General features: G+C 58.9%; 22 protein-coding genes and 6 pseudogenes. 15 read left to right on the plus strand and 13 right to left on the minus strand.

Translation table 11 applies throughout. The features are described 5' to 3' along the window. The first annotated feature begins 97 nt into the window (after positions 1-97). From CO657_RS36430 to CO657_RS36450, 5 genes and pseudogenes are all read left to right on the plus strand, one after another. Complete coding sequence (locus CO657_RS36430) at positions 98-859, plus strand: ImuA family protein (protein ID WP_054185820.1); 762 nt, start codon at positions 98-100, stop codon at positions 857-859. Beyond that, positions 780-2,294 (plus strand): Y-family DNA polymerase, encoded by a 1,515-nt coding sequence (locus CO657_RS36435; RefSeq protein ID WP_082366376.1) that lies wholly within the window; start codon positions 780-782, stop codon positions 2,292-2,294. The genes CO657_RS36430 and CO657_RS36435 overlap by 80 nt, the downstream gene beginning before the upstream one ends. Continuing rightward, on the plus strand, positions 2,294-5,557 hold the full coding sequence (locus tag CO657_RS36440) for an error-prone DNA polymerase (RefSeq protein WP_054185819.1): 3,264 nt from the start codon (positions 2,294-2,296) through the stop codon (positions 5,555-5,557). Before CO657_RS36435 ends, CO657_RS36440 begins: the two co-directional genes overlap by 1 nt. Before the next feature lie 270 nt (positions 5,558-5,827). Further along, positions 5,828-6,083, plus strand: a pseudogene (locus tag CO657_RS36445) (DUF982 domain-containing protein). Between the two features lie 302 nt (positions 6,084-6,385). Further along, positions 6,386-7,444 carry a nucleotidyltransferase family protein gene (locus CO657_RS36450; protein ID WP_245293060.1) on the plus strand — a complete coding sequence of 353 codons (1,059 nt, stop codon included), beginning with the start codon at positions 6,386-6,388 and terminating at the stop codon, positions 7,442-7,444. Between the two features lie 517 nt (positions 7,445-7,961). On the opposite strand, the gene copD is transcribed toward CO657_RS36450, so the two are convergent. From copD to CO657_RS38365, 4 genes and pseudogenes are all read right to left on the minus strand, one after another. Next, the gene (copD, locus tag CO657_RS36455) at positions 7,962-8,846 is read right to left on the minus strand and encodes a copper homeostasis membrane protein CopD (protein ID WP_156339808.1); all 885 of its coding nucleotides are present in this window, start codon (positions 8,844-8,846) and stop codon (positions 7,962-7,964) included. Beyond that, positions 8,843-8,992, minus strand: a complete 150-nt coding sequence (locus tag CO657_RS38360) for a copper resistance protein CopC (RefSeq protein WP_425376000.1) — start codon at positions 8,990-8,992, stop codon at positions 8,843-8,845. The genes copD and CO657_RS38360 overlap by 4 nt, the downstream gene beginning before the upstream one ends. Beyond that, entirely contained in the window at positions 8,955-9,074 is a 120-nt protein-coding gene (locus CO657_RS37880; protein ID WP_342637206.1) for an SCO family protein, read from the minus strand. The genes CO657_RS38360 and CO657_RS37880 overlap by 38 nt, the downstream gene beginning before the upstream one ends. 182 nt (positions 9,075-9,256) lie before the next feature. Continuing rightward, positions 9,257-9,459: pseudogene (locus tag CO657_RS38365) on the minus strand (hypothetical protein); the annotation flags it as partial. Positions 9,460-9,639: 180 nt separating this feature from the next. Between CO657_RS38365 and CO657_RS36470 the strand changes: the two are divergent. Further along, positions 9,640-10,026 (plus strand): annotated as a pseudogene (locus CO657_RS36470) (hypothetical protein); the annotation flags it as partial. On the opposite strand, the gene CO657_RS36475 reads toward CO657_RS36470, so the two are convergent. Beyond that, a complete protein-coding gene (locus tag CO657_RS36475) occupies positions 10,013-10,252 on the minus strand; it encodes a DUF982 domain-containing protein (RefSeq protein ID WP_054185816.1) in 240 nt (79 codons plus the stop codon). The pseudogene CO657_RS36470 and the gene CO657_RS36475 sit on opposite strands and share 14 nt — an antisense overlap. A 118-nt stretch (positions 10,253-10,370) precedes the next feature. Then, a pseudogene (locus tag CO657_RS38370) lies at positions 10,371-10,572 on the minus strand (manganese catalase family protein); the annotation flags it as partial. A 200-nt stretch (positions 10,573-10,772) separates the two neighbouring features. Here CO657_RS38370 and CO657_RS36485 point away from each other — a divergent pair. The 3 genes from CO657_RS36485 to CO657_RS36495 all read left to right on the plus strand — a co-directional run bounded on the left by CO657_RS36485 (position 10,773) and on the right by CO657_RS36495 (position 12,627). After that, on the plus strand, positions 10,773-11,657 hold the full coding sequence (locus CO657_RS36485; protein WP_082366375.1) for an MBL fold metallo-hydrolase: 885 nt from the start codon (positions 10,773-10,775) through the stop codon (positions 11,655-11,657). 162 nt (positions 11,658-11,819) lie between these two features. Further along, entirely contained in the window at positions 11,820-12,203 is a 384-nt protein-coding gene (sdhD, locus tag CO657_RS36490; RefSeq protein WP_054185847.1) for a succinate dehydrogenase, hydrophobic membrane anchor protein, read from the plus strand. Positions 12,204-12,378: 175 nt separating this feature from the next. Further along, the gene (locus tag CO657_RS36495; protein WP_054185813.1) at positions 12,379-12,627 is read left to right on the plus strand and encodes a hypothetical protein; all 249 of its coding nucleotides are present in this window, start codon (positions 12,379-12,381) and stop codon (positions 12,625-12,627) included. A gap of 86 nt (positions 12,628-12,713) precedes the next feature. Here the strand turns inward: CO657_RS36495 and rsgA are convergent, their stop codons facing one another. Continuing rightward, positions 12,714-13,766, minus strand: coding sequence for a ribosome small subunit-dependent GTPase A (rsgA, locus tag CO657_RS36500; protein ID WP_054185812.1), 1,053 nt, complete (start codon positions 13,764-13,766; stop codon positions 12,714-12,716). A 35-nt stretch (positions 13,767-13,801) separates the two neighbouring features. Then, the gene (locus CO657_RS37055; RefSeq protein WP_164918712.1) at positions 13,802-13,978 is read right to left on the minus strand and encodes a hypothetical protein; all 177 of its coding nucleotides are present in this window, start codon (positions 13,976-13,978) and stop codon (positions 13,802-13,804) included. A 477-nt stretch (positions 13,979-14,455) separates the two neighbouring features. Between CO657_RS37055 and htpG the strand changes: the two genes are divergently transcribed. Next, a complete protein-coding gene (gene htpG / locus CO657_RS36505; protein ID WP_054185811.1) occupies positions 14,456-16,345 on the plus strand; it encodes a molecular chaperone HtpG in 1,890 nt (629 codons plus the stop codon). A 182-nt stretch (positions 16,346-16,527) separates the two neighbouring features. On the opposite strand, the gene CO657_RS36510 is transcribed toward htpG, so the two are convergent. Then, the gene (locus CO657_RS36510) at positions 16,528-16,755 is read right to left on the minus strand and encodes a hypothetical protein (RefSeq protein ID WP_054185810.1); all 228 of its coding nucleotides are present in this window, start codon (positions 16,753-16,755) and stop codon (positions 16,528-16,530) included. A 725-nt stretch (positions 16,756-17,480) separates the two neighbouring features. On the opposite strand from CO657_RS36510, the gene CO657_RS36515 reads away from it, so the two are divergent. Further along, positions 17,481-17,780 carry a hypothetical protein gene (locus CO657_RS36515; RefSeq protein WP_054185809.1) on the plus strand — a complete coding sequence of 100 codons (300 nt, stop codon included), beginning with the start codon at positions 17,481-17,483 and terminating at the stop codon, positions 17,778-17,780. A 29-nt stretch (positions 17,781-17,809) separates the two neighbouring features. Here the strand turns inward: CO657_RS36515 and CO657_RS36520 are convergent, their stop codons facing one another. After that, positions 17,810-18,355 (minus strand): DUF1003 domain-containing protein, encoded by a 546-nt coding sequence (locus CO657_RS36520; protein ID WP_054185846.1) that lies wholly within the window; start codon positions 18,353-18,355, stop codon positions 17,810-17,812. 342 nt (positions 18,356-18,697) lie between these two features. Here CO657_RS36520 and CO657_RS36525 point away from each other — a divergent pair, with 342 nt between their 5' ends. After that, positions 18,698-18,976: a type 2 periplasmic-binding domain-containing protein gene (locus CO657_RS36525; RefSeq protein WP_054185808.1), complete on the plus strand. Its 279-nt coding sequence runs from the start codon at positions 18,698-18,700 to the stop codon at positions 18,974-18,976. Positions 18,977-19,179: 203 nt separating this feature from the next. On the opposite strand, the gene CO657_RS36530 is transcribed toward CO657_RS36525, so the two are convergent. Next, positions 19,180-20,369 (minus strand): IS3 family transposase gene (locus CO657_RS36530; RefSeq protein ID WP_128715660.1). Its coding sequence is split into 2 segments (ribosomal slippage): positions 19,180-20,120 and positions 20,120-20,369, totalling 1,191 coding nucleotides; the frame shifts between segments, so codons are not numbered across the junction. A 71-nt stretch (positions 20,370-20,440) separates the two neighbouring features. Beyond that, a pseudogene (locus CO657_RS36535) lies at positions 20,441-21,390 on the minus strand (LysR substrate-binding domain-containing protein). Positions 21,391-21,478: 88 nt separating this feature from the next. Here CO657_RS36535 and CO657_RS36540 point away from each other — a divergent pair. Then, positions 21,479-21,835 (plus strand): annotated as a pseudogene (locus CO657_RS36540) (alcohol dehydrogenase catalytic domain-containing protein); the annotation flags it as partial. A gap of 264 nt (positions 21,836-22,099) precedes the next feature. Next, positions 22,100-22,396: a DUF982 domain-containing protein gene (locus tag CO657_RS36545; RefSeq protein ID WP_054186213.1), complete on the plus strand. Its 297-nt coding sequence runs from the start codon at positions 22,100-22,102 to the stop codon at positions 22,394-22,396. A 356-nt stretch (positions 22,397-22,752) separates the two neighbouring features. Here CO657_RS36545 and CO657_RS36555 read toward each other — a convergent pair whose 3' ends face one another. Next, positions 22,753-23,133, minus strand: coding sequence for a response regulator (locus CO657_RS36555; RefSeq protein WP_054186212.1), 381 nt, complete (start codon positions 23,131-23,133; stop codon positions 22,753-22,755). Positions 23,134-24,759: 1,626 nt separating this feature from the next. On the opposite strand from CO657_RS36555, the gene CO657_RS36565 reads away from it, so the two are divergent. Further along, positions 24,760-24,993 (plus strand): hypothetical protein, encoded by a 234-nt coding sequence (locus tag CO657_RS36565; protein WP_245293101.1) that lies wholly within the window; start codon positions 24,760-24,762, stop codon positions 24,991-24,993. The last annotated feature ends 704 nt before the right edge of the window (positions 24,994-25,697 follow it).

The raw sequence follows: 25,697 nt of genomic DNA on the forward strand, positions 1-25,697 counted from the left end.
AGCGCGCCGGACGCGCATTGACTCGTTTTTACTTTGAGAACAAATAAAGAACATATCGCCTCTTCTCAAGTCGAAAACGGGTTGCCGTAAGGAGATCATGACCACAGCCGTCGCCACTTCGAATGCCGTTCTCGACGAGTTGCGCGAGAAAATAGCCAGCCTGGAAGGGACCGGCCTGCGCCATCGCAGTTTCCTGCCGTTCGGCCTTAGCGAGATCGATGCGCAGCTTCCGGGAGGCGGCCTGGCCTATGGCGCGTTGCATGAAGTCGCCGGCGGCGGAAACGGCGCGATCGACGGGGCGGCCGCGGCACTCTTCATCGGCGGCATTGCGGCGCGCACCACCGGCAAGGTGGTCTGGTGCCTAACGCGCTTCGATCTCTTCTTTCCGGCACTTGCCCAGATCGGGCTTCATCCCGACCGCGTCATCTTCGTCGAATGCGACAAGGAAGAGACGGTGCTGGCGAGCTTCGAAGAGGCGTTGCGCTATGGCGGCCTCGGCGCCGTCGTCGCCGAACTGGTGCGCCTGCCGATGACGGCATCGCGCCGTCTGCAGCTTGCGGCGGAAAAGTCCGGCACATTGGGCTTGGTGATCCGCCGATGGCGGCGCCAGACGGAAGCCTCCGATTTCGGTATGCCGACGGCAGCTGTAACCCGCTGGCGGATCTCGGTGCTGCCATCCGAGCCGCTTCCCGTACCGGGTGTCGGCCGCGCGCGCTGGCTCGCAGAACTCATGCGGGTGAGGGCAGGCGAGGGAGGAGAGTTCATTATCGGAGCATGTGATGGCCAGGGTCGTATCTGTCTTTCTTCCGACACTGCCGACCGACCGGATCAGACGCGCCGATCCTTCGCTCTCCCCTAACACGCCGCTCGTGGTGATCGCCAGGAGCGGCTCGAAGCGATGGGTGGCGGCGGCCGACCGGGCAGCCCTCAAACTCGGGCTGCGCGTCGGCATGCCGGCCGCCAAGGCGCAGGCGCTGGTCCAGGGGCTGACGATGATTGATGCCGACCCAGTAGCCGACCTCGCAACACTCGAACGGCTGACGTTATGGGCCTTGTCGCAATATTCTCCCGTGGTCACCATGGATCCTCCGGACGGCATTGTGATGGATACCGCAGGCGCCGATCATCTGCAGGGTGGCGAAGACCTGATGCTCTCTGGTCTCGTCAACCGTTTCCGCGGCCGCGGTCTTGCAGCGCGAGCGGCGGTCGCCGACAGCTGGGGCGCCGCGCATGCGCTCGCCCGCTCCACGAATCGCGAGACGATTATCATCTCACGCGGCGAGACCGCCAAGGCTGTGAACCGGCTGCCGCTGTCCTCGCTGCGCCTGCCGGTCGAAATCGTCGCAAGTCTCCGCACCCTCGGCTTCGCCACCGTCGGTGATCTTGCCGCTACGCCGCGCGCGCCGCTGACGCTGCGTTTCGGTCCGGAGATCGGGCGGCGCCTCGACCAGATGTTCGGCCGCATCGCCGAGCCGATCGATCCGATCCGGCCGGCCGACCTCGTCGAGGTGCAAAAATCCTTTGCTGAACCGATCGGCGCACCGGAGACCATCGAGAAATATGTGAGCCGCCTGGTGCGGCAGCTCTGTCTGGAGCTCGAGAAGCGGGGACTTGGGGTGCGGCGCGCCGACCTGATCGTCCACCGCGTCGACAACACGCTTCAGTCGCTTCGGGCCGGCACAGCCAAACCGGTCCGTGACATTGCCTGGCTGACCAAACTCTTCCGTGATCGGATCGAGAAGATCGAGCCTGGCTTCGGTATCGACAAGCTGAGCCTGACCGCTATCATTGCCGAACCGCTCGTTGACGTGCAGTCGGCCTCCTCGTTGATGGAAGAACAGGTCACCGATGTGACGCCGCTCATCGATGTGCTCGGCAATCGCGGAGGCCAGCGGATTTTTCGCGTGGCGCCAGTGGCAAGCGACGTCCCGGAACGCAGCGTCCAGCGCATTGCGCCTACCGCAGACGAGATCGGCGCTACCTGGCCGCTCCATTGGCCGCGGCCTTCCAGGCTTTTGCCGCATCCGGAGGCGATCGAGGTGATTGCGCTTCTGCCCGATCATCCGCCGGTCTCCTTTACCTGGCGCGGCAAGCGGCGTCGGGTGAAGCGTGCCGACGGCCCGGAGCGTATCTTCGGTGAGTGGTGGCAACGCAGCTCCGAATGGGTCGCCGTGCGTGACTACTTCGTCGTCGAGGACGATGCGGGCGAGCGCTTCTGGATTTTCCGCTCCGGCGACGGCGTCGATACGGAAACCGGATCGCACGCATGGTTCCTGCATGGAGTCTTTGCCTGATGCGCTACGCCGAACTGCAGGTCACCACGCATTTCTCGTTCCTCCGCGGCGCAAGCTCGGCGGAGGAGCTGTTCGCGACCGCCAAGCTGATGGGCATCGAGGCGCTCGGCATCGTCGACCGCAACAGCCTGGCCGGCATCGTCCGGGCGCTCGAGGCCTCGCGCGCCACCGGTCTGCGGCTGGTCGTCGGCTGTCGGCTCGATTTGACTGACGGAACGTCGATTCTCGTCTACCCCACCGACCGCGCCGCCTATTCGCGGCTGACGCGGCTGCTAACCCTGGGCAAGGGCCGGGGCGGGAAGGCCAAGTGCATCCTGCAGCTCGACGATGTGGCGCACTATTGCGAAGGCCTAATCGGCATCCTGGTGCCGGATATGCCAGACGACACCTGCGCCGTGCAGCTCAGGAAGATGGCAGAAATCTTCGGCGACCGCGCCTATGTCTCACTCTGTCTGCGCCGGCGCCCGAATGATCAACTGCGGCTGCATGAGCTGTCGAACCTGGCGATAAAGCACCGGGTGAAGACGGTGGTCACCAACGACGTGCTGTTTCATGAGCCCGGCCGGCGGCAGTTGCAGGATGTCGTCACCTGCATCCGCACAAGGACAACCATCGACGATGTCGGCTTCGAGCGCGAGCGGCATGCCGACCGTTATCTGAAGCCGCCCGAAGAGATGGCGCGTCTGTTTCCCCGCTATCCGGAAGCGCTGGCGCGGACGACGGAGATCGTCGAGCGCTGCAGGTTTTCACTGGAAGAGCTCGTCTATCAGTATCCGGAAGAGGCGCTGATCCCGGGCATGACGGCGCAACAGTCGCTGGAGCACTACACCTGGAAGGGCGTCAGGGCGCGTTATCCGGAAGGGCTGCCGGCGCATGTCGACAAGACCATCCGCCATGAATTGACGCTGATTGAGACCATGAGATATGCGCCGTATTTCCTGACGGTGTTCTCGATCGTCCGCTATGCCCGATCGAAGGACATTCTCTGCCAGGGCAGGGGATCGGCGGCGAACTCTGCCGTCTGCTATGTGCTCGGCATCACCTCGATCGATCCCGACACCAACGACCTTCTCTTCGAGCGCTTCGTCTCCCAGGAGCGCGACGAGCCGCCCGACATCGATGTCGATTTCGAGCACGAACGGCGCGAGGAGGTGATCCAGTGGATCTACAAGACCTACGGCCACGACAAGGCGGCGCTCTGCTCCACCGTGACCCGCTATCGCGCCAAGGGCGCCATTCGCGACGTCGGCAAGGCCCTTGCCCTGCCCGAGGATCTTATTAAGTCGCTTTCTTCCGGTATCTGGTCCTGGTCGGAGACGGTCGGCGAGAGCCAGGTGCTCGCCCTCGGCCTCAATCCGGATGACCGTCGTCTCGCCTTGACCCTGCAGCTTGCCCAGCAGCTGATGGGAGCACCGCGGCATCTTGGCCAGCATCCCGGCGGCTTCGTCCTGACCCATGACAGGCTCGATCATCTCGTGCCGATCGAACCGGCGGCGATGGCCGACCGCCAGGTGATCGAATGGGACAAGGATGACGTCGAGGCGCTGAAGATGATGAAGGTCGACGTGCTGGCGCTCGGCATGCTGACCTGCATGGCCAAGGCCTTTGCCCTCATCGGCGAGCACAAGCATCAGGATCTCGACCTCGCCACCATCCCACAGGAGGATCCGCCGACCTATGCGATGATCCGCAAGGCCGACACTTTGGGGACGTTTCAGATCGAGAGCCGGGCGCAGATGTCGATGCTTCCCCGTATGAAACCGAAAACCTTTTATGACCTCGTCATCCAGGTGGCGATCGTTCGCCCCGGACCGATCCAGGGCGATATGGTCCATCCCTATCTGCGCCGGCGCGAAGGCAAGGAGAAGGTCGAGTATCCGACGCCCGAACTGGAGGCGGTCCTCTACAAGACGCTGGGCGTGCCGCTGTTTCAGGAGTCGGCGATGAAGGTGGCGATGGTCTGTGCCGGGTTTACCGGAGGTGAAGCCGACCAGCTCAGGAAATCCATGGCGACCTTCAAGTTCACCGGCGGCGTCTCTCGATTCCAGGACAAGCTTGTCAACGGGATGATCCGGAAAGGCTACACAAAGGAGTTTGCCGAGAAGACCTTCTCGCAACTGGAAGGATTTGGCAGCTATGGCTTTCCCGAAAGCCATGCCGCCTCCTTCGCACTGATCGCCTATGCCTCAAGCTATGTGAAATGCCATTTTCCGGATGTATTTTGCGCAGCTCTCCTGAACTCGCAGCCGATGGGCTTCTATGCCCCGGCACAGATCGTTTCCGACGCGAGGAAACACGGCGTCGAGGTCCGTCCGATCTGCGTCAACCGCTCGCGGTGGGATTGCACGCTCGAGGAGGTGGAGGGCACCGACCGGCATGCGGTACGGCTCGGCATGCGCCTGGTACGCGGATTGGCGACTGCCGACGCCGCACGTATTGTCGCCTCGCGCGCTGACGAACCCTTCGCATCGGTGGACGACATGTGGAGGCGGTCGGGTGTGCCGGTGGCGTCACTTGTCGAGCTTGCCGAAGCGGACGCCTTCCTGCCGTCATTGCGGCTCGAACGGCGCGATGCGCTCTGGTCGATCAAGGCGTTGCGCGACGAGCCGCTGCCGCTGTTCACCGCGGCAGCCGAACGCGAGGCGCGGGCGATTGCCGAGCAGCAGGAGCCGGACGTCGAGCTGCAGCAGATGACCGACGGCCATAACGTCGTCGAGGATTACAGCCACATCGGCCTGACCCTGCGGGAGCACCCGTTGAGATTCCTGCGGGCCGATCTCACCAAGCGCCAGATCGTCACCTGTGCTGAGGCGATGACGGCACGCGATGGCCAGTGGCTGATGGCAGCCGGCCTGGTGCTGGTGCGCCAGCGGCCGGGTTCGGCGAAGGGCGTGATGTTCATCACCATCGAGGACGAGACCGGAATAGCCAATATCGTCGTCTGGCCGAAGCTGTTCGAGCGGTCGCGCCGCGTGGTGCTCGGCGCCAGCATGATGGCAATCAACGGCAGGATCCAGCGGGAAGGCGAGGTTGTTCACCTGGTCGCCCAGCAGCTCTTCGATCTATCGGCAGATCTGTCAGGGCTTGCCGGGCGCGACGGCGCGTTTCATCCGCCGACCGGGCGCGGCGACGAGTTCGCCCATGGCTCGCCCGGCAGCCCGGATTCGCGCGAAAAGGCCCCAGCAGGGGTTCGGGCCAGGGATATGTTCACGCCGGATCTTCATATCGATACGCTGAAGATCAAGAGCCGGAATTTTCACTAGATTGGCCGCGGCCTGATTGCTGCAATCGCGGGGCCGTTGGTTCGATTCCGATCAAGACCTGAGAGCTCACCCCTGCTAGAGATCTGGCATAGTCGCGTCCGTTGATTTCCGCAGCACGTGCTTCGAGCCAATCCCGACAAGCTTTGCAACGCCAGGAACTTCGTCGTCGCGAAGATCGTGCGGCCCGTTCGGTTCCGCACCCAATTCGGAGCCTCTGGAACTTGCATCCCATGCGAAGGTTTGTCGTAACGAAACAAACGGAGTTCTTTCATGGACAAGGTCATCGACGTCGCTTTCCACGTCACCTGGCAATGTCTTAGTCCGGATTGGCAACGGCATGCGGGAACGCATTGACGGGCCGGACGCGGCATTGGCGGCGCTTCTCCACCGCTGGCCGTCGAGCAGTCAACCGGAATACGCGGTCGCCAAGCGTCGCTGCGTCGAGGCGATCGCGAGTCACGGTAGCCCGGAGCTTGCCCGCATCGCGTTTGTTGATGCGGCGGTGTCGGCTAGGGTCCTCGGATGATAAGATTACAGCGGCGGCCCAGCGCACCTCCGGTGGAGCCCGGCAGGACAAATCCAAATTCCGCGTGTTCCACCGCTCTTCCCATGTTGCGTAACGGAGGGTGCTGGCTCAAGGGCCAGCGCCGCAGCGATTGCCGCGGTGGCATCTCAACCGTAGTGCTATACTAGAGTTTATAAATTAGTATAATTGGTTATGCCGATTATTGGAGAGGAGGGGGCAGCGTCCACTGGGCAAAAGCCGCCAAGCTTGCTTTCGGGTTTTTCCTATACTAGATTTGTAAAAACGATATAGAGGCAGCCGTGATTAAGCAGATTGATCTCATGTTCCGCACCATGGTCGCGGAACTCCAGCAACGGGCATTTGATGATGATTGGGCGGAAGATTTCCCGCCATCGGGTAGATTCGTGCCGGTGGCAGTCGATGGTCGGCGTTATTGGTATTTCGACCAACCCGACGGTGAGGGTGGGCAGAAGCGCCGGTATGTCGGACCTGCCGACGATCCCTCGATTTCGGAACGGGTCGAAACCTTCAAGGGTGAGAAATCAGATTATAAGGCTCGCCGTAAGTTCGTTTCCACGCTAACGCGTGAAGCCGGTTTGATTGCCGCTGATCGCTTTACCGGCGATATCGTACAGGTCCTTGCCAAGGCCGGTCTCTTCCGGCTGCGCGGTGTTCTCATCGGGACCGTCGCTTTTCAATGCTACTCGGCATATCTTGGCATCCGCCTGCCCTCGGCCGCGATCCTAACAGGTGATGCAGACATAGCCCAGGATTTCGCGATCTCCGCTGAGGTGGCGGATTCGCTGCCGCCGATCCTCGATCTCCTAAAAGGGCTTGATCCAACGTTCGGGGCCGTGCCGCATATCAGCGGCAGCTCTCGATCTCATGCTTTTCGGAATCAAACCGGTTACAGGGTCGAGTTCATGACGACGAACAGGGGAGCCGAAGAATATTCGGACAAACCCGCCAACATGCCCGCACTTGGTGGTGCGTCAGCCGAACCGCTAAGATTCATGGATTTCTTGATCCGCGATCCCGTTCGTTCGATCTTGCTACATGGTGCCGGTATCTCAGTTGTCATCCCTGATCCTTGCAGGTACGCGGTGCACAAGCTTATCATTGCCGGTCGGCGCCAAAATGACGCCGGCGGCCAAGCCAAGCGGGATAAAGACCTCAGACAGGCAGGAATGCTATTCGACGCCCTGCCGGTCACGGGCCATGGGCCTTCACTGGTTGATGCCCTGGAAGAGGCATGGGATCGCGGGCCTGCGTGGAAGCTGGCGATCTCGGAAGCAGCCGAAACCATGCACAAGGAATATGGGGGCGCTATCAATCGAATGGTTGGCATTCTCAAGAGATGACGGTTAGGCCGCTTGAAAAGGTCCCTACGACAACGCTTATTCGCATCAGGTTGTGCTGGGCCTAAGTTTTGTCAGACTCAGCTCTTCACGCCGCTCTCTAGACCTAATCCAAAATCTCGGCGGCCAATCCTGCCATGTCCTACGGAAGAAAGCGACCATAGTGCAGGAGAAACGTGCAGGCCCCCAGTTCGTATACCGTCAAGGCGTAGGAGTGGGCTTCCTGAGTTCCTGTGTTTATTGCTATTATCCAGGACGATGCCCATGGGCCGAGATGCCGGACGATGCAACTGGTGTTGCCTTTGCGGCCGACCATGATCGCAACGGCGCTATAGCATGCCGCCGGTATCGCGGTAGCGTTTTTTATCGGCAAGGCCCGCGAACGCCATTGGCGCATCGTCATGCAATCGGCAGGCTGGATCGCCGCAATCGCTAGCGTCGGGCTACTCACCGGCCTTCTCTGACATCTCGGATCACCGCAGCACAGCCGGGCGTATCGTCGCCATACCGAAGCCGGTTGCTATGCTGCCGGCTCCAGCATAGCGGACCAGGCGACGAAACCAATGACGGCGATTGCAAGGACTATCTCCGCCATGGTTCCTATCGCCAGAGCGCGGGAACCGCGATGTCGGACTATTCGGGGCACGAGGATATAGCGGTTCGTGATAGCGGCCAGGATCATCGCCGCGACCAGCCCGATCTTGACTGTCAACAGCCGCTGATACTCGAACGTCCAATCCGTCGGAAGTCCATCGAGGATGAACAGCATGTTGGTGACGCCGGACAGAATAACGCCGGCGATGGCAAGATGTCCTGCCATCGAGAAATGGCTCAACGCGGCTCGTGCTTGATCGCGAGTGCTGGAATCCTCAAGTCGAGGCAGGATCAGAAAAACGGGCAAAAGGGCGCCGACCCAGGCGCCACCCGCCAGCAGATGGACGACGTCGTTTGCCTGATGCAGGACGCCGCGCCAGCCATCATTCATCACCGCATGTCCGGTGAAAGAAAGGCTGGCGAGAAGAAGGGCGCTCACGATTGCTGTCGCAGCGACGTTCATGCTGCCTGGAACGAACCCCGTGAAGAGAAGCAGGATGGTCGCGACGATTTGGCAGCACCAGGCGGTGCCGACGGTCGTATCGAACGCGATAGCAAGGAGCATGTCCGGATTCAATGCATCCGGCCAGCCATTGCCAATCATTGCTGACCGTATCGGCAGTAGGACGATCGCCGATACGCCGACGCAGGCAACTGCGATCCGCCGATGCGGCGCAAGCTGCGCCCAGATCTGCCGTTGCAGATCCTGTGGCACCATCGTGCATAGATAGGCGCCGGCACCCCATAGGAAAAGGCCAGCGCCGTCAAAGAGGAAGCGGCAGACGAAGAGCGCCGCGTCGGGGCCGATCACGGCGTCACGGTAAAGCTATAGCTGCCGTTGGTCTTATGGCCGTCGTTCGAAAGCGCTTGCCATTCGACGGTGATTTGCCGGCTGCCAGCTTCTCGGAGACCGGCACCTTCAGCGCCCCAGCGCATTGATCGAGTGGGCCATTTCATAAAGCGTCGTAGGGCAGACCTCCTGGCAACGCGTGGACCCGAAATATACCAGCGAGGGATGGCCCTTTGAAGAGCGATTGATCGACGGGCTGCCCCTGGTCGTCGATCAGCGCTAAGGTGGCATCAAGCGGACGGGCCCTGGGTTCCGCCAGATAAAGCGAGAACATGAGGGTGATGAGCGACGCCACGAAGACGGCGCTCAGGGCGGCGAGCAAGAGTCCTCGGTTTCATTGGGCGTGCCCCTCGTGACCAGGATGCCCGCATTGATTTTCCGAGCCGCTTGATTGCCTGCTCCAGCGATCAATCGCAGTCCGATAGTTCTGACGGGCTGAGCTTTTGGGAAGCAGCGCCGGCACGCAGCGGATCGTAAGCCAGTTTCCAGATCGGACTTCACCTGTGGTGAGCGGCGTCGACACCGTGGCGCCGGGCCGCGCACGCGACGCCACGGCGGTGGCCATGCTTCGGTTACCTGGAAACCGGCATTGCGCAGCGCTTCGATGAGGGTGAGCCGAATAAGCGGCTCGTCTCAAACGAGAACACAATGAGGGACCGTGCGGTTGCCGCGCCATCTCCAACCCCAATGCGCGGGACGGCCACACGAATGCGCCCACCCTGATGCTGTCTGTAGGTTCAGTCGCGGCCATCTGGCTTCAGCGCTGGAAAGCCGACCTTCAGCCGCGGTCTCAAGACATACGTGGAACCGTGGTTCCGATGACTACGTCGACCAACCGGCGGAGATGCCCGCCCTTGGTGCCGCCGACACACTGACGGGCAGGGGCTGGCGAAGCGAGAGAAGGACATTCGTCAAGCTGCGCTGCTCTTTGGAGCCCTGCAGCAGACAAGACGATCTGCCGACTTGGCGCTCGTCTACAACGAAGCGTGGGAGCGCGGGCAAGCTTGGAAAGACGCTATTCTAACCGGCGCGGGAGGTCCTGATCGACGGCGCAAAAAAGAACCGCGAAAAAGTTGAACTTCCGTTTCGCGCGATAACGCAGAACAACACATCGAAAGATATCCGCCTCAGTGGGTGCTGAGTTCGGCCTCTTCTGCTGCGGCTAGAAATTCCCTTCGGGCATCCTCGGCACCAATGCGACCAGCAATGGCTGCGCTACAGGCATTGCGAGCCTTGATGAAACGCAGGCCCGATCTCTTTGGCCACAGGTCCGTGAGGACAATCATCGCGTCGAATGGACCGGTGACGGTTCTGTATCCGGAGACACCGAAGGCGACCTCGACCGGTTTGCTCCATTTTTCCGACATGTTATGCCTCCAGAAAGGCGCTCTTTGTGGCGGCCTTGCGACCTCAAGATGGTTACGGGATCTGCAGGGTCAAGGCTTCGGTCAGGAAGCGTACACGCGAAAGCGCGAGCCGCCAAAGCTTGAGCTTTTGCGGCGTGCCTTCGAAGTTCATGGCAACCGCGGTCGCGACGATTTCGATAGGACCGAGCCGTTCCGCAGTCGCGTTCATCAACAGGTCGCGGGATTTCGAATTGCCGCGCCGCTGCACGCTTGGAACAATATTCCATCGCGCACATATGTCGCCCTCGCCGCCCGATCGCCTGCTGCAGGGCTCGCGCGATTAATGGAGCAGGGGTTTCGACCCGGACAGGTTAATAAAGCTTACCGGCGGTATGAACATGGGAAATCTTCTCTGTTTGGACCACACGAACAATAGTTTCCCTTTTCTTCGGGCGCACTCTTCGAGAAAAAACAAGATTGCGCGGCGCCCGGGAACATTCTCGTCGGGGCGAAGTTCGTTGCGTTCACGAAGGAGATGGCCATGGTTGTACAGCTTTCGCTCGAAACCGGTGACATTGCGCCCACTGAGGAAACCGGCTCTGGCGCGTTAGTATTCGCAGCCGATCTCGCATATCGCCTGATGTCGATCGTCAATGTGATTTTCTATGGCGACCCCGCAATGGGTAACGGCTGGGTGCTGATCGATACGGGTCTGCCGACGTCGAAGAATACGATCGTCAAAACGGCGCAAGCGCGTTTCGGCCAAGGCACACGGCCAGCGGCAATCATCATGACGCATGGCCATTTCGACCATTCCGGCTCCCTGGAGGCGCTCGCACGACATTGGAAGGTTCCGGTATATGCACATCCTCTCGAATTTCCGTACCTCGACGGGCGAGCTTCCTATCCGCCAGCAGATGCCTTAGTTGGAGGGGGCGCGATGGCGCTGCTGACGCCTCTCTTTCCACGCTCGCCCGTTGACGTGCGTCAGTGGCTGAAAATGCTTCCGCCGGATCAGAGCGTACCAGCTATGCCAGGATGGAAGTGGCTGCACACGCCAGGGCACTCGCCCGGTCACATCTCGTTGTTCCGTGAAAGTGACCGCACCATGATCGCGGGCGACGCGATCGTCACGACAGGCCAGGAATCAATTTACGAGGTCATGACGCAAAAACCGGAGATGCACGGGCCGCCGCGGTACCTGACACCCGATTGGGAAGATGCCGAACGATCCGTTGCCATGCTGGCTAATCTGGAACCGGAACTCGTCATCACGGGGCACGGCCCGCCAGTACGGGGAGAACACATGCGTGCTTGTCTCCACGAGCTCGCCGCAAATTTTTCGGCGATTGCGATACCTGAGGGACGACCGTATGTGCTTGACCCGGCAAAGCCTGGCAAGAGCGGAAACGACGCCTACCGGTAGATACAACCATTGCAGGGAACTGGCGAAGGTCTTCCCGCCAACGATGTCCTCATGGGTCAATGCAGACGACGTAAGCAAAAAATGGGCACTTTTACTGTGCAAGGCGCGAATGCCTTCATCCGAGAGCCGACCAAGAGGCGCCTCGCTACCGGGAGAACGACGATGACTACACCGCTCGGACGCGTTCGGGGTTTGGGATCTGCTAAAGGAGGCACCCGAGCCTACGTTCTCAAACAAGCTTCGGGATTGGCATTAGGTATCTTGACCCCCTATTTGATCGGGATCGGTATCTATCTGTTTGGACGAAATCGCGACTTTGTCGTTGCTTCGATCGGCAGCTTCTGGATTGGCCCTGCCCTCTTTGCATTTATTTTCCTGAGCGCCATCCATATGGACTTCGGCATGCGGACGATCATTGAAGACTACGTTCATGGCCATCTGAGAAAGCTCGCCCTGCTGCTCCTGAATTCGGCCTTCACGTGGCTGGTATGTGTATTGTCTGTCTTCGCCATCCTCCGGATGATGTTCGATGCGGCACAGCAATAGGGATTTACAAACATTGCATCGAGTCTTTCTCGCAACACATAAGCAGGAACTTTGATTCTGGCCGGATTCGGATGGATTAAAGCGTTTCAGTTACGGTATCCGTGGGAGCGCAAAGCGATTTCGCGAGCGGGACAGCTAGAGATGGCACGTCCTTATCTCCTAAAGCAGGACCTTGATGAACGCGGATATGATAGCCGCCTGGGCGGTTGAGAATGGATTCCAAGCGATGGATTCCGGAAATTATCGGCGCCATGACAATGCAGGCGTGATCACGATCGAGATAAAGAGGATGTCATTCCTCCTCATCGATGAGAGGCAAGGATTGCAACCGCGCCTCATATCGCGATTGTTTAAAGATATGTCCCTCACAAGCGGGAGCGGCCGCTTGCAGGGTCTTCTTCGTGACCGCAATCCCAATCATTGAGCGCTTACGCTATCCCTCAGCCCAGCCAATTCAGGTGGCGGGCCATGGCTGACGCCGATGAGCACCGTCGCAAACGTTCTACACTTTCAATATTTCTTCTTGCGAACGATCTTGTTGCCGCGGGGTCCGCTCACAACCGGTGTTCGATCGCGGTTTTCTGCAAGCAGGTTCCGCCAGCGTTCCAGGCGATCGGCGGCCAGGGCACCGCTTGCGACAGCCGCCTGAACGGCGCACCCCGGTTCATGGGCATGCGTGCAATCGCGAAAGCGGCAAAGCGGCGCCAGTTCGGTTATTTCAGCAAAGAGGGTGTCGATACCGTCGGAAACATCACTGACGTAAAGCGTTCTTATTCCCGGTGTATCGATGACCCAGCCGCCGCCTGAAATTGCATGCAGGGATCGCGCCGTGGTTGTGTGGCGGCCCTGCGCGTCATATTCGCGGATAGTCCCTGTCTTTTGCTTTGTGTCAGAGCCGGGCCCAGTCATGGTGTTCACCAGCGTTGATTTTCCGACACCAGACGATCCCACCAGCGCAACCGTCTGGCCAACGCCGCACCAAGGCCTCAACAGGGAAACGGCGTCCGCGGAGCGGCCATTCAAGGCAATGACAGGCAGATCGCGCCGCAAAGCCTCGGCTTGCGCTTGGAATATGCCGGCATCTTCCGCGGTGTCAGCCTTCGTCAGCACAATTACCGGATTGCTCCCGGCCTGGTTGGCCATGATCAGGTAACGTTCCAGCCGAGCAAGATTAAAATCGGCGTTGCACGAGGTCACGATCAACAGGGTGTCGACGTTGGCGGCAACGAGTTGCTGGCCACGTCCGCCTTCCGGGCGTCGTTGAAGGACGCTTTTTCGGTCGAGACGCCTGGTAAGCGTGTCAGTCAATGCATCGGCAAGAACCCAGTCCCCCACCGCGTAGTCACCAGTACTGGTGTTGGATGGAAATCCCAATCCGACCGGCCCGGTGACATCGATCGCCTCTATGCGTGCCCGGTGAACTGAAGCGATGCGCCGGGGGACCAAGTCCGTTTCGCTGGGCTGGACCTGGTCCGCGAAGAATTCAGACCACCCAAGCAGTTCCAGAGCTGAAGAAAGGTGGGGGCTGGTCAAATCTAGTTCCACATTCGATAAGGTTGCCATAAAGGGTTTTTGAATAATCGTCCGCGGCTTCTCGCTTAGTTGCGCGGATGATCCCGTTTTGGCAACGAGGTTGCGTAAGCAGCAGCTTCGCCGGGGTAGGGAAAATCGTCCCCGAGCTGACGGTTGCCATCGTAGACTTTGAAGGTCGGCCCCTCAACTTCAACGATCTTATAGCCATTCACGTATTCGATCTTCGGTGTTTTCCAGCCCATCAAAAGCTCTCCAGTCCGCTCCGAGGTTCTCTCTGAAGTTGGTGCCAAGACCTCATACTCGGCGGCGTATGACCTATCAGATGCTTTACGATTAGCCAACGCCGGTTCGCTCCCGATCAAGGCCACCGTTCGTTTGCAAAATCGGTAAAGCGTCACCGCCGGGCTGGTTTACACCTGATTAATGGCGCACATGGCGATCGGTTACTCGACGTGGTCGAGCTAGTAACAAAGGGGTTGGCTTCGCGTTCCGATGGATGGCTCCATTGATAGAGGCAGCGGCAATTGTTGGAAACTCGCTGCTCCAAGTGAAAGGCGCGAACCCTTTTGGAGGTTGCATTCGCCAGGCGGTTGTCGATGAGACGTTGCGAGGATTGGCCTGCTCGTTTCATCACGATCGGGGCTGTTCCCACCTTGAATTTTCAAACCTGTTTCACCATTTGATCGGCGCTAATTCGCTTTTCTGGAGAACCCGAGCACATGACAAAGACTGCAGAACAGATCGCTGAAAGCCACGTCTTTGAGGCCGACGTTGCCCGCCTTCTGCACATGATGGTCCACTCCGTTTATTCGGATAGGGATGTGTTTCTGCGTGAGTTGATTTCGAATGCGGCCGATGCCTGCGAGAAACTTCGATATGAGGCGATCGAAACACCGTTACTCCTTGGGGCTGATGCTGAAAACCGGATCACGCTGACGCTCGACGAAGATAACCGGCAGCTAGTCGTCGAGGACAATGGCATCGGCATGAGCCGCGACGAAATGATCGAGGCGCTGGGAACGATCGCGAGATCGGGTACTCGTGTGTTTATGGAGCGAATTGAAGCGAACAAAGCCGCTGAAGGTGCTCAACTGATCGGGCAGTTCGGCGTCGGCTTCTATTCCTGTTTCATGGTGGCGGAGCGTGTCGATGTGATCTCTCGTCGAGCCGGAACGCAGGAAGCCTGGACATGGACTTCGGACGGGAAGGGAAGTTATAGCGTCAGCCCTGAAACCACCCTCACTGTAGCTCCATCCCGGGGAACACGTATTGTCTTGCATCTGATGGAGGACGCTAAGCAATATACGTCCCGCTGGACCGTCGAGCGTATCGTCAAGGAACAATCCGGCCACGTGCCAGTTGCGATACGCCTTGTCGAGAAACCTGGCAAAGAGCCAGTCCAGATAACGGACGGCACCGCACTATGGACGAAGTCGAAGAGCGATGTCAGCAAGGAAGAGTATACCGACTTTTATCGTAGCGTCTCGGGGCAGTACGATGAACCAGCTCTGACCGTACATTTCCGTGCTGAAGGCCGGCAGGAATATACGGCTTTGGCGTTCATACCCGGAACGCAGCCTTTCGATATGTTCGATCCCGAACGCAAAGACAGGATGAAGCTTTACGTCAAGCGGGTGTTCATCACCGATGATGCGGATCTGCTGCCGAGATACCTGCGCTTTGTTCGTGGGCTGGTGGATACCGCCGATCTCCCGCTTAACGTTTCTCGCGAGATGATCCAGGAAAGCCCGATCCTGACGGCGATCCGCAAAGGCATCACCAGCAGGATCATCACCGCGATCGAGAAACTGGCTGAAAGGGACGCCGAGGCCTTCCTCAAGTTCTGGGAGAACTTTGGACCAGTCCTCAAGGAGGGCATCTACGAAGATATCGAGCGACGCCCTCAGCTCTTGACGCTTGCTCGGTTTCGAACGTCCGCATCGAACGAAGGCTACCGATCACTTGTCGACTACGTCAAAGACGCCAAGGAAGGCCAGAACGCCATCTACTATCTGGCAGGAGGCAGCCTCGATCAGCTTAAGGCGTCACCACAGCTTGAAGGGTTCCGGGCGCGCGGCATCGAAGTGCTGCTTTTGACGGACTCCATCGATAGCTTCTGGACGATGAATGCTCCAGACTATGAAGGCAAGGCGTTCAAGTCCATCACGCAGGGTGCTGCGGATCTGGCACAGTTTGCAAAGCTTGATGGCCACACAATGCCCGAGGGGGACAACGAAAGCGCGGCGACCTTCCTTGCATTCGCCAAGGAGAAACTTGCCGGCCAGATTGCCGATGTCCGCGCCTCCGACCGTCTGACGGAGAGTGCGGTCTGCCTCGTTGCGCCCGAAGAGGGCTATGACAGGCAGATGGAAAAAATCCTGCGAAACGCGGGTCGCCTTCAAGATGCCGCCAAGCCGATCCTGGAGATCAATTTGCTGCACCCCTTGATCAAAGCGATTGCGAGCGTGGAGGATGATGCCCCGTACCAGGAGGACGCCGCGTTCTTATTGCTCGACCAGGCGCGTATTCTGGATGGTGATCGGCCAGCAGATCCCCGCCGATTTGCCGAGCGGCTTGCACGGGTCTTTCAGAGGTCGGTGCCGTCGTAGCAACGAGGAAAAGGTGGGGGCGGTCAGGAGCAGACGCCACAACATTCCAGGCGGTGACCTCGGGGCCCATAAGGTGTCAATCGGCGTCCAAAATCTGCACGCCGAAACACACCTCTGATTGCCTGGGAGCGAACTTCGATAGCTTCAATACGATTTCCCCAACGTTGTCCGAACTCCACGGATTATTTCGAGGGCAGGTGTGTTTTTGCAAAGTGCCGGCTGAGTTCGATAGAAAGGGCAGCGGGCGAGATCATTCCGTCGCGATAAAGCTTGAACAGCAGTCTGACGGCGATGTTGTAATCTTTCGGATTTGCGACGCTACTGGTGGAATCGTATCCCGCGTCGTCGAGGACGCCTTGCAATACAGTTAGGTCGGAAGTCCGCACACATATGTTGAGATTGGAAGACATGCCGTCCTCCTTCAATTTGGGGCGAAGGCAACGACCGACCTCCACGCAGTAGCGCCCGGATAAACGGCTACTGAAGACCCACCGTGCGCCTAATCTGTGCGGTTGGCAAAAGAAAATATTCCGGTAAGCAGGAAGCGGTCAGGCTTGTGCGTTCGAATGTCACTCGGGCGTCTCAAAATCCATAGAAGCTTCGTTGCCGCTATATCTGCCGAGTGGCGGTAGCTAATCAGAACATAGTGGGAGTGTGAAACCACGGCCGCAGGAGCCGTCGCGGTGAGCTAATCCGCTCGATCGCTCGGGCTTTCGCTGCGCCAACAAGTTAGAGCGAGGTACGGGGGACGCTTGAGGAAGCGTTTTTGCGGCGAACCTCACTCCATGGGCAGAAGGACGCGATTCCAACGGATCGGACAGTCTTGCAATGGCGATGGCTGCTTTTACAAATTCACTGGCGAGCGCTCAATCGGAAAAGTCGGGACCGGCTGTTCGAGGCGCCGGACGAATGAGTTGGCCGTGCTGCCGTCGCACGGCTACAGCAATTGCCGGAGGGCCCGGTTCGATCCTGCCGCCGAGCGTCTCGTGGCGATTTCGGAGGTCATCGATCGCATCTACAACGGCGATAGTCGCGAGGTTTGTGACGGGACAAGATAAAGGCGACTTGCGCCACGGAGCTGCGGAACCATGCTTTGAAAGCCTCGGTTTATGAGTGGAAACGATAGGAGCCGGGAATGCGGAGGCGTTTTGATTGGGAGAAGAGGAAAGCGGCGGCGCCTAACGATTTGGTGATCAGGAGCAGTCTGCCGCGATGGATCAAAACAGCGTTGAGACAAAGCGGGATCAAGCGTATGAGCATGCTCTCCGTCTTGTCAGATGAGCAATTGCTAGAGATCCCGGGTATTGGGCGCCGGTCCGCCGCTCTCATTCGCCAGGAGCTGCTCCATTTTTTCGCGACGCACAGGCAAGATCGTCGCGGAGCCGGTGATCAACTGAATGCTGAAACAAGTGCGCAGCCTGAAGACAAGGCTTGAAAAGGTCTGTAGCAGCGCCTCTCCTCGCCTTATCGTTCGCCTTCCTCAAGGCGATCCAGCACGGCCTCGGGGGCGACATCCTTCTTGAGTTCGTGCAGTTCGTCGTCCGCTCCGCTCGGCACATTCAGCTTGTTCGCGATTGCCTCTACCATTGCGATCAGACGGGTTGTCTCGTGTTCATTTAGCAAGCTGACCTGCAGGTCGAGATCAGCACGCAAGTCATCCTCGGCCGCCATCCGGTTCTGGTTGATCAGCACGAATGTAGATAGGAAAATCGCCTCTACCGATGCCTCCATGGCCAAAATCACCAATGAAGGATCCCACGGTTGCAGCGAGGGAATCAAACTTAGGTTTGCAACGATCCACGCCCCATAAAAGACTATGTGAATGTAGATAAACATCATCGAGCCAGCAAATTTGCTGATTGCGGCAGCTGCCCGCTCCTGTGCGCTCGCCGTCTCCTGATTCTTACGACGACGCTGCATGACCGCGTCGATGTTACGTGCAAGCGCTGGGTTCAGTCCCTCGGGGGCTGTGGTTGTTGGGCTGTCGAGACCGCTGCCGGACTTTTGCATGACCACTCTCTTGTCATCTCTGATGGTGCGTTCGGGCCACAGCGGGCGATCACAGAGGCTCATCACCTCTCACGGAATTTTTGCGGCTCATGATGGAGGAAGGTCAGTTGCTTCGTCGAAAATCTCGAAGAACCCGTCCCAGCCCATTCCTCCCTTTCGTGGGGGTGACCGGTCGCCGATCGCGCGCCGCCCACTCGTGTGATCAGTGGTTGTATCGGCACTGCCCATCGTTCATCTCTCTCGGCCCGCAATCCTGTGACTAACTTGGCCGACCTACCGAAGTTCCCATCGGATGGTCAACGACGGGCTGAGAAGGACACCGCTGCAATGGAGAGGCGTAGTATGGCGTTGGACAGCCTTGGAATTGCCGTCATCCCGCCCTCGATCGTTACGGCTGAATCGGCGGATGGAAGATTGGTGGATCTCGATATCTTTCCTAAACTTCCGGATCTCCAGTTTGTTGCGGATTGGCTCGGCACCCCCGACCGTCGCACCCTGGAGGAAGTGGTGGAAATCGCGTTTCTGGCGGTAGAAGCCACGGTTGACCGGAGTGACGAGCCGAGCGGTAACGACGGCCGCGGCATCAACGGCCGCGGCATCAACGGCCCTGTGCATTCATAACCGTCCCGGTATTTTGCAGGCCGACGCTGAGCCAGACCATTCAAGCGCCTGGAGAATCGGGTCAGGGTGCGTGCTCACCCATCAGGCCACTTACGGCGGCGACTTGAGATTGGAGTGAATAACGGGTTGGGCCGCCTCGGCATGCGGACAGAGATTTGCCACGATGCTCCAGGCGGCTGGAGCAGTGACCTTGCCCCCAAGTTTTATCCAGTTTTGCGTTCGCTCCAGCGGTTTTTGGTTGCTGTTGTTGGTTCGGTAGCGGCGGGTTGCGGTGCGGAGCCATTTCGGCTGCGCAGCACCGCATCACGTCGCGGGTTGAGTATCTGAGCGAATTCGGCCGGTGTCAGCCAGCCAAGGCCTGAATGCAGGCGTTGATCGTTGTAATCGCTACGCCAGTTTGAAAGCGCAGACCGGGCGTGAGCAAGCGACGAGAACAGAGTTTCATTCAATAACTCGTCTCGCAGCCGCCCGTTGAAGCTTTCGATAAAAGCGTTCTGGATAGGCTTGCCAGGCGCAATGTAATGCCAGTCAACCTTGGTCCGGTCCGCCCATTGCAGGATCGCGTTGCTGGTGAACTCGCTGCCGTTGTCGCTGACGATCATCCTCGGCTTGCCGCGCTCCTCGATAATCCGGTCAAGCTCCCGTGCGACGCGAAGACCGGAAAGCGATGTATCGGCGACGAGCGCCAGGCACTCCCTCGTGCAATCATCGACGACGGTCAGAATCCGCAGCCTGCGCCCATCGGTGAACTGATCCGACACGAAGTCTAGCGACCAACGGTCATTGGCCACCATCGGCACCAGCATCGGCGCTCGCGTGCCTATCGCTCGCTTGCGACCGCCGCGCTTGCGCACCGTCAGTTTCTCCTCCCGATAGAGCCGGAAGAGCCTCTTGTGGTTCACGAGGTGACCCTCCCGCCTCAGCAGCACATGAATGCGTCGATATCCAAAGCGGCGGCGTTCATGCGCCAACGCCTTCATTCGCTCGCGAAGCTCATGATCATCGTCGCGCCTGGTCTCGTAACGAATCGTCATTCGGCAAAAACCAATGGCTTTACACGCCCGCCGTTCGCTCATCTCATGATGGCTCATCAGATGCGCGACAGCTTTCCGCTTGGCCGCGGGCGTCACCACTTCTTTCCCAAAAGGTCTTTCAAAGCGGCATTGTCGAGCATGGCATCCGCCAGAAGCCGCTTCAGCTTCGTGTTCTCGTCCTCCAGCGTCTTCAGCCGCTTGGCTTCGGATACCTCCATGCCGCCGAATTTGGCCTTCCATTTATAGATGCTGGCATCGCTGACGCCGTGCTTGCGGCAAAGCTCCGCGACCGGCGTGCCAGCCTCGTGCTCCTTCAGAATGCCGATGATCTGTTCGTCTGTGAAACGATTGCGCTTCATTCCCTGGTCCTCTCAATGGGCCAGAGCTTACTTCAAAATGGATTATTTCAACGGGGCAAGGTCAGCAGACATCACCGAGGCGCGGTCGTGCCGAGTGTCGCCACAGCCATCATCCGTGCCTGAAACGTTTCCTGAAGTTGAACGATAAAGGCGCGGACCGCGGGGTTGCTACGGCGGCTTTCGGGCCAAAGGGCGGTGATGTTGTGCCGCTCAACAGAATACGCCGACAACACCGGAACCAGCTCGCCTCGTACTACATGAGGCACCGCTGCGAAGGTCGCAGCCATGCCGATACCGCCGCCAGCAGCGAGCGCGGCGATCAGTGCATCGCTTGCATCCACGATAACCTTTGATCGCGGCACAATCTCGATTGTCCGCTCGCCCATCTGAAATGGCCAGCGGAAAACCTGGCCAGTGCTTTGGTAGCGTAGACCGATAGTATCAGCTCCTCCAGTCTATCTGGATGCGTGGGGTTTCCGCGCTCTGCAAGATAGCCCGGCGATGCGAAAGCGCAGAGCCGGTGCGGCGCAAGCTTGCGCGACAAAAGCCGCGAGTCCGCAAGGTCGCCGATGCGCACCGCGACATCGATGCCTTGCTCTATCATATCGACAATTTGATCGCCGAGCCGAAGATCGACAGTTACCTTGGGGTAGAGGTGGCAAAACGCCGGCAGCGCTGGCGCAATCAGATGTATGCCGATTGGCAGTGACGCAGCAATTCGCAGCGTGCCCGACGGCTCGGACCGCGCCGCCGTTGCGACCTGCTCGATTGCCTCTGCATCGTTCAGGAGTTTTAGCGCGCGTTCGAAAAGTTCTCGGCCCTCTGGGGTCAGCGTAAGCGCTCGGGTTGTGCGGGTGAAGAGAGACACTCCCAGCCGCTGCTCAAGCCGTTGCACGCTTTTGCTGATGGCGGACGGCGAGACCCCCAGTGCACTAGCAGCAGCAGCATAACTTCCCATCGACCCGGCCCGCGCGAATGCGACAAGGCCGGTCAAGCGTTCAAGTGCCATTGGTTCCTTCATGGCACTACAGATGCGAACTTCGGCACAATTATCAATCCGCAGGGCGCGACATATCTGATGGGAGCGACAACAAACCATGGAGATTTCTATGAGCCAGTTGATGAAGGCAGTTCGATTTCATGAATTCGGCGGTCCTGAGGTGCTTCGGTACGAGGATGCACCGAAGCCGGAACTTGCGGCCGGCGAGGTGCTCGTCCGCGTTCGCGCGGTCGGACTTAATCCGCCCGACTGGTATCTGCGCGATGGATATAAGATGCTACCGGCCGAGTGGCAGCCGAAGGTGGCATTCCCCGTCATTTTAGGGACCGATATCTCAGACGTCGTCGACGCCATCGCAGACGACGTCGAAGATTTCGCGATCGGAGACGAGGTCTATTCGATGGTGCGCTTTCCGAGCGGTCTTGCTGGCGGCAGCAGAGGATATGCGGAATATGTGAACGTGCCGGTGTGAGATTGCCCTCGGAAGCGTTTGACGGTTGCAACGGCGACGACCGGAACTGCCTACAGGAATGCCCCCGGCCGACCAGCTAGAACAGGGGGCCCATGACGCGGTATCCGATGTCCATCTGCGTAGTTGCAGCCAGGCCGCTGCCATGGCCGAGGACTGCTATGGCATCTGCGAGGGTGCTTGTCGCCGTGGGTCGGGCCGGCACGGAACCGAATCGATGTTCACGCTTTGATTGGCTACACGTCAGGAGAGGCTCGCGTCATGAACAACTCCCAGATCAAGGTTCCTATTCGTCCGCTCCACGTTGAGATCGAAGGTCTCGCGCGCTACCGACAGGCACACAGCGTGGATGAACTCGCCCTGCTTCTGCTCAGCGTGAGCTGGCCTTCCGGCGGCAAACAATCCTCGGAGTTTCACCAAGCGCTTGCGACGTCGCTCGACGCGATGGAACTATACCTCGATCCCGAGGTCGCTCGCGGCGCCTTCGTGAAGGCAGCTCATGCCGCGGGAATGCACGTCCTCCCCGACGACATGACCGAAACGAAGATTGCGGGCTGACAAAAAGAAGCCCCGCCTGAGGCCATCCCGCTGCACCCGGTAAGGTGTTCTAGAATGGCAGCGGAGGGATCGGCAGCCTTACAAAGCATTTCGGAAGGGTGCCGTATAGAACATTAAGACTGGCAGCGAAACGAGCTACGCTCTCGACTTCTGCAATCGAAGCGTCCGGCTGCAGGGACTCGTGCACCACAGAGCCCTCGAGATCGGCGTCGATCTGCACTAATGGGACGCCCCAGTCGCGGGCGTCGCGCCCGGCGCATCCTCGGCAACGAGAGCCGCTATGAACTTGTCGAGAGTGTCGAGCCCGCTGCGGGTCGAGAGGCGGTCTCGTTCAAGCGGCCAGAGTTAACGTGTCGTCATGATGCCGAGTTACGCCGGGCCTCGAAGCAGTTCAAGGCCCTCTCGACGGCATCCACTAGGACTTCCGGTGCCGTCGGCTTCATCAGTAGCTCGCCCTGCGCGAACGCAGGCTCCAGCTCCGAAACGGACTCGGTCTCCCCCGAATAGACGATGAAGGGGATCCCGCGATCGACGAGATGGCGTGCGACGCCCGTGCAGACGCCGTCCGAAAGACGGGGGTCGACGATTGCCACTGGCGGCGTATTCTCCTTCAGCCAGATGTCAGCCTCTGTCTTGGTCGAGAACGTAACAAAGTCGCCGTGGCCACGCTCCTCCAGTATCGTCTCGATATCAAGCGCGATGAACGGTTCGTCTTCAAGGATGAGGATGGTGGTCATGCTTCTCCTTCTGGGGCGAGGCTAAAGTATCGAAGTGAACATCGTTTGTCACTTCAGACCGAAGTCCGTCGGCAGGATCGGGGCGGTTGCGGTCAAATCCAAAATTTCCTGGTTGTCCAGGTAGGTCCGGTAGTGAGAAGAACATGTCTAGACGCGAGATGATCGACACCGGAACGGAAAAGCGCTACGTGCGCCGCGACAAGCAGGGCCAGTCCAATTGCCGGCTCGACGCCTTTCAAGCGAGAGCGTGCTCGATGCGTATGAATTGCCCGGGACTTGCGTGCCCGGTTCCTCTGCAGCGGCGATTTCCGCGACGATAAGTCCGGTGGCGATCGCAAGATCTTCCAGTAGCCTTTTTAAAAGCCGGGCCTGCGGCGATGGGTTGCCGCCGTCGTATCGGGTTGATCGGCAGTTTGAGCTTGGCTAACGAGACCATGGACCGGATTTGGTGGATCCATTGTGTAGCGAGCGAGATCTCGATCGCGAAAGGATCCTGTGTTCGAGCCGACGGGGGTCGTTGATCGCATCTCGATCGCGGCGGAGTAGGCACTGAATGAATGCGTTTAGCGATAACGCGAACCTGCGAGGAACTACCGATGGCTGTCTTTCCCGCAACCAGCGCGCCGCAAGCCGCCATCAAATGTTTCGAACGTTCAACCTCCGGTCCAACGTGCGAACGATGGAACAGCAATGCCATACTGATTCGCCCCGCGCGTTAGCAGCGCGTCCAGCGCGCCGACCGCTCCATCTGTGGCTCATTTTATGGAGGCTTTGGCTTTTTGGGAGACCCATTATCGCGTTGCTCGGCACCTGGCGCGGCGCAATTGCCTTTCTCTGGCGCCCGAGAAGGTTCCTTTCCGGCTGATCTCAGCAGCTTGTATGATTGCCCCAGTAGAGAAAGGGAGGATGAAATCGCAGGCTGGAAGACCTTGTCCATAGGCGCACACCGCTACTTGCAGGCGGAGGCACACGAGAACCCTCAGCCGCCAGCGCCTACGTTTCGGTTGCTGACGATACAGTGGACCTAGGCTTCTGCTACGAGAAGTCCATCCCGCCGTCGCAAGAAAATTTTTGCGAGAGGGGTTCGCGCGGACATCGAGCAACGCAGCGACACGATTGGTGCGGAACGGTACAGGAACCGCGACTTCGGGCAGGTGGTTACGTGCTTGGATCGTCGGATGGCGATATGCCCTCCACTGTTCGCGATATACCCCTTTCAAGGGGTTGGGGCCGCGCAGAGGTCAATTAGTCCACTCCTTCTCCAACCCTCTGCGCGGCTCCATTGTGATTGCGCAGCGTTGAAATGACGTCGAGCTGGCTCTTTGTCAGCGGATCTATGACCATGTTATCTCGGGGAAACGCATCACGAAAAAGCGCCTGCGTAAGGGTTGGCCAGCTAGATCATCCAGCCATTCAGCATGGGTGAAGGAACGATGACGCATTGCTGCGGTTGCTGATCTGTGGGTTCCTCTCTACGCGTCCTCCTTTCCAATGCTCATCGCCCCGCAATTCTTGCGAGCTTTCGTAACTGTGCAGTAACCAGGCTTGCTGTTCCGGTTAGCGTCTTAAGTTGATTTGGTGTAAAAATTGATCTTAAGAATTGTGATTAGATCGGCTGGTGCTTCAATGATGGATAAGGTTTCTGTCTATTCTACAACACGAAGCACGGTCCATAGCTGGATTGTCAGCACCCCGAACAAAACCTTCGAGTGTCTGGGAAAAGCCATCGAATACGCCCGCGAACATTCCGACGAACTTAACGCCATCGAAGTCTTCGTCCATGGCGAAGAAAATCGCTACGATATCATTTCGGGAAGCGAATTGGCGGTATTGATTTCCAGTGTCTGCCTCCGGCACTAAGGCTGCTTATAATTATCGAGGGTCTACGAAGCGATTGATTTGTACGAAAACGTACGGCAACCATCTTTTGATGATACTGTTTTTTTCCGGATCGCGTAGATGGAGCTCTCCTGTCTCCGCGCACACCCCTTTCTAATCTGCGCGATCCGACTGCCCTTTGGCGCCGCCCAGCGGCCTTCGCGACCATTTACTGGCGTTATTGTATGCCGGCGAACACCCTACTTTAAAGGGAACTCAGGACTCTCGCCGCTCGTTTATGCGGCGGGCCGCACGGTTTGCAGTCCGCTGCACTGCTACACCCCTATGGCAGCTGCCGTGCGGTCCACCTTTTCGGTGCGCATCGTTGAAGAACCCTATCGGTGGGTTGCCAATTCAATCTTCAGCCAATGCCGGACACACGTAACCGCCCCGCTCATTGCGCCACAACGTTCCCGATCATCCGGCCGGCAATGGCTACCACCCTATGTGCCGTAGCCGATTACTCCATCTCCCAAGGGCTTACTGAACCGCGTACGTTTTCGTCTCGGCGGTCTTGATCTCTTCGTGGATCTAATCGTCGATGTTGCTGCTAACCTCAACCTCTTTATCTAGAGATCTGAGTGCCTGCCAATCGAGCCTGCGATCACCCATCGCTCTCACCGGCATTGGCGTTGTTAGCTCCGCTTTGGCTTGGCGAAGAAGCGGGAGACGGTCCTCATCGAAGT

The organism is Rhizobium acidisoli (genome assembly GCF_002531755.2).
In the GTDB taxonomy this organism is placed as follows: domain Bacteria; phylum Pseudomonadota; class Alphaproteobacteria; order Rhizobiales; family Rhizobiaceae; genus Rhizobium; species Rhizobium acidisoli.

Coding starts and splice junctions, on each gene's coding strand:
- CO657_RS38360 (WP_425376000.1), bottom strand. CDS start 8,992: ATGAAATGGCCCACTCGATCAATGCGCTGGGGCGCTGAAGGTGCCGGT.
- CO657_RS36475 (WP_054185816.1), bottom strand. CDS start 10,252: ATGTCGGAAAAATGGAGCAAACCGGTCGAGGTCGCCTTCGGTGTCTCC.
- CO657_RS36520 (WP_054185846.1), bottom strand. CDS start 18,355: ATGCAAAAGTCCGGCAGCGGTCTCGACAGCCCAACAACCACAGCCCCC.
- CO657_RS36545 (WP_054186213.1), top strand. CDS start 22,100: ATGAACAACTCCCAGATCAAGGTTCCTATTCGTCCGCTCCACGTTGAG.
- CO657_RS37055 (WP_164918712.1), bottom strand. CDS start 13,978: ATGGGCTGGAAAACACCGAAGATCGAATACGTGAATGGCTATAAGATC.
- CO657_RS36510 (WP_054185810.1), bottom strand. CDS start 16,755: ATGTCTTCCAATCTCAACATATGTGTGCGGACTTCCGACCTAACTGTA.
- CO657_RS36435 (WP_082366376.1), top strand. CDS start 780: ATGGCCAGGGTCGTATCTGTCTTTCTTCCGACACTGCCGACCGACCGG.
- CO657_RS36485 (WP_082366375.1), top strand. CDS start 10,773: ATGGTTGTACAGCTTTCGCTCGAAACCGGTGACATTGCGCCCACTGAG.
- CO657_RS36515 (WP_054185809.1), top strand. CDS start 17,481: ATGCGGAGGCGTTTTGATTGGGAGAAGAGGAAAGCGGCGGCGCCTAAC.
- sdhD (WP_054185847.1), top strand. CDS start 11,820: ATGACTACACCGCTCGGACGCGTTCGGGGTTTGGGATCTGCTAAAGGA.
- CO657_RS36430 (WP_054185820.1), top strand. CDS start 98: ATGACCACAGCCGTCGCCACTTCGAATGCCGTTCTCGACGAGTTGCGC.
- rsgA (WP_054185812.1), bottom strand. CDS start 13,766: ATGGCAACCTTATCGAATGTGGAACTAGATTTGACCAGCCCCCACCTT.
- CO657_RS36555 (WP_054186212.1), bottom strand. CDS start 23,133: ATGACCACCATCCTCATCCTTGAAGACGAACCGTTCATCGCGCTTGAT.
- CO657_RS36525 (WP_054185808.1), top strand. CDS start 18,698: ATGGCGTTGGACAGCCTTGGAATTGCCGTCATCCCGCCCTCGATCGTT.
- CO657_RS36440 (WP_054185819.1), top strand. CDS start 2,294: ATGCGCTACGCCGAACTGCAGGTCACCACGCATTTCTCGTTCCTCCGC.
- CO657_RS36565 (WP_245293101.1), top strand. CDS start 24,760: ATGATGGATAAGGTTTCTGTCTATTCTACAACACGAAGCACGGTCCAT.
- htpG (WP_054185811.1), top strand. CDS start 14,456: ATGACAAAGACTGCAGAACAGATCGCTGAAAGCCACGTCTTTGAGGCC.
- CO657_RS36495 (WP_054185813.1), top strand. CDS start 12,379: ATGAACGCGGATATGATAGCCGCCTGGGCGGTTGAGAATGGATTCCAA.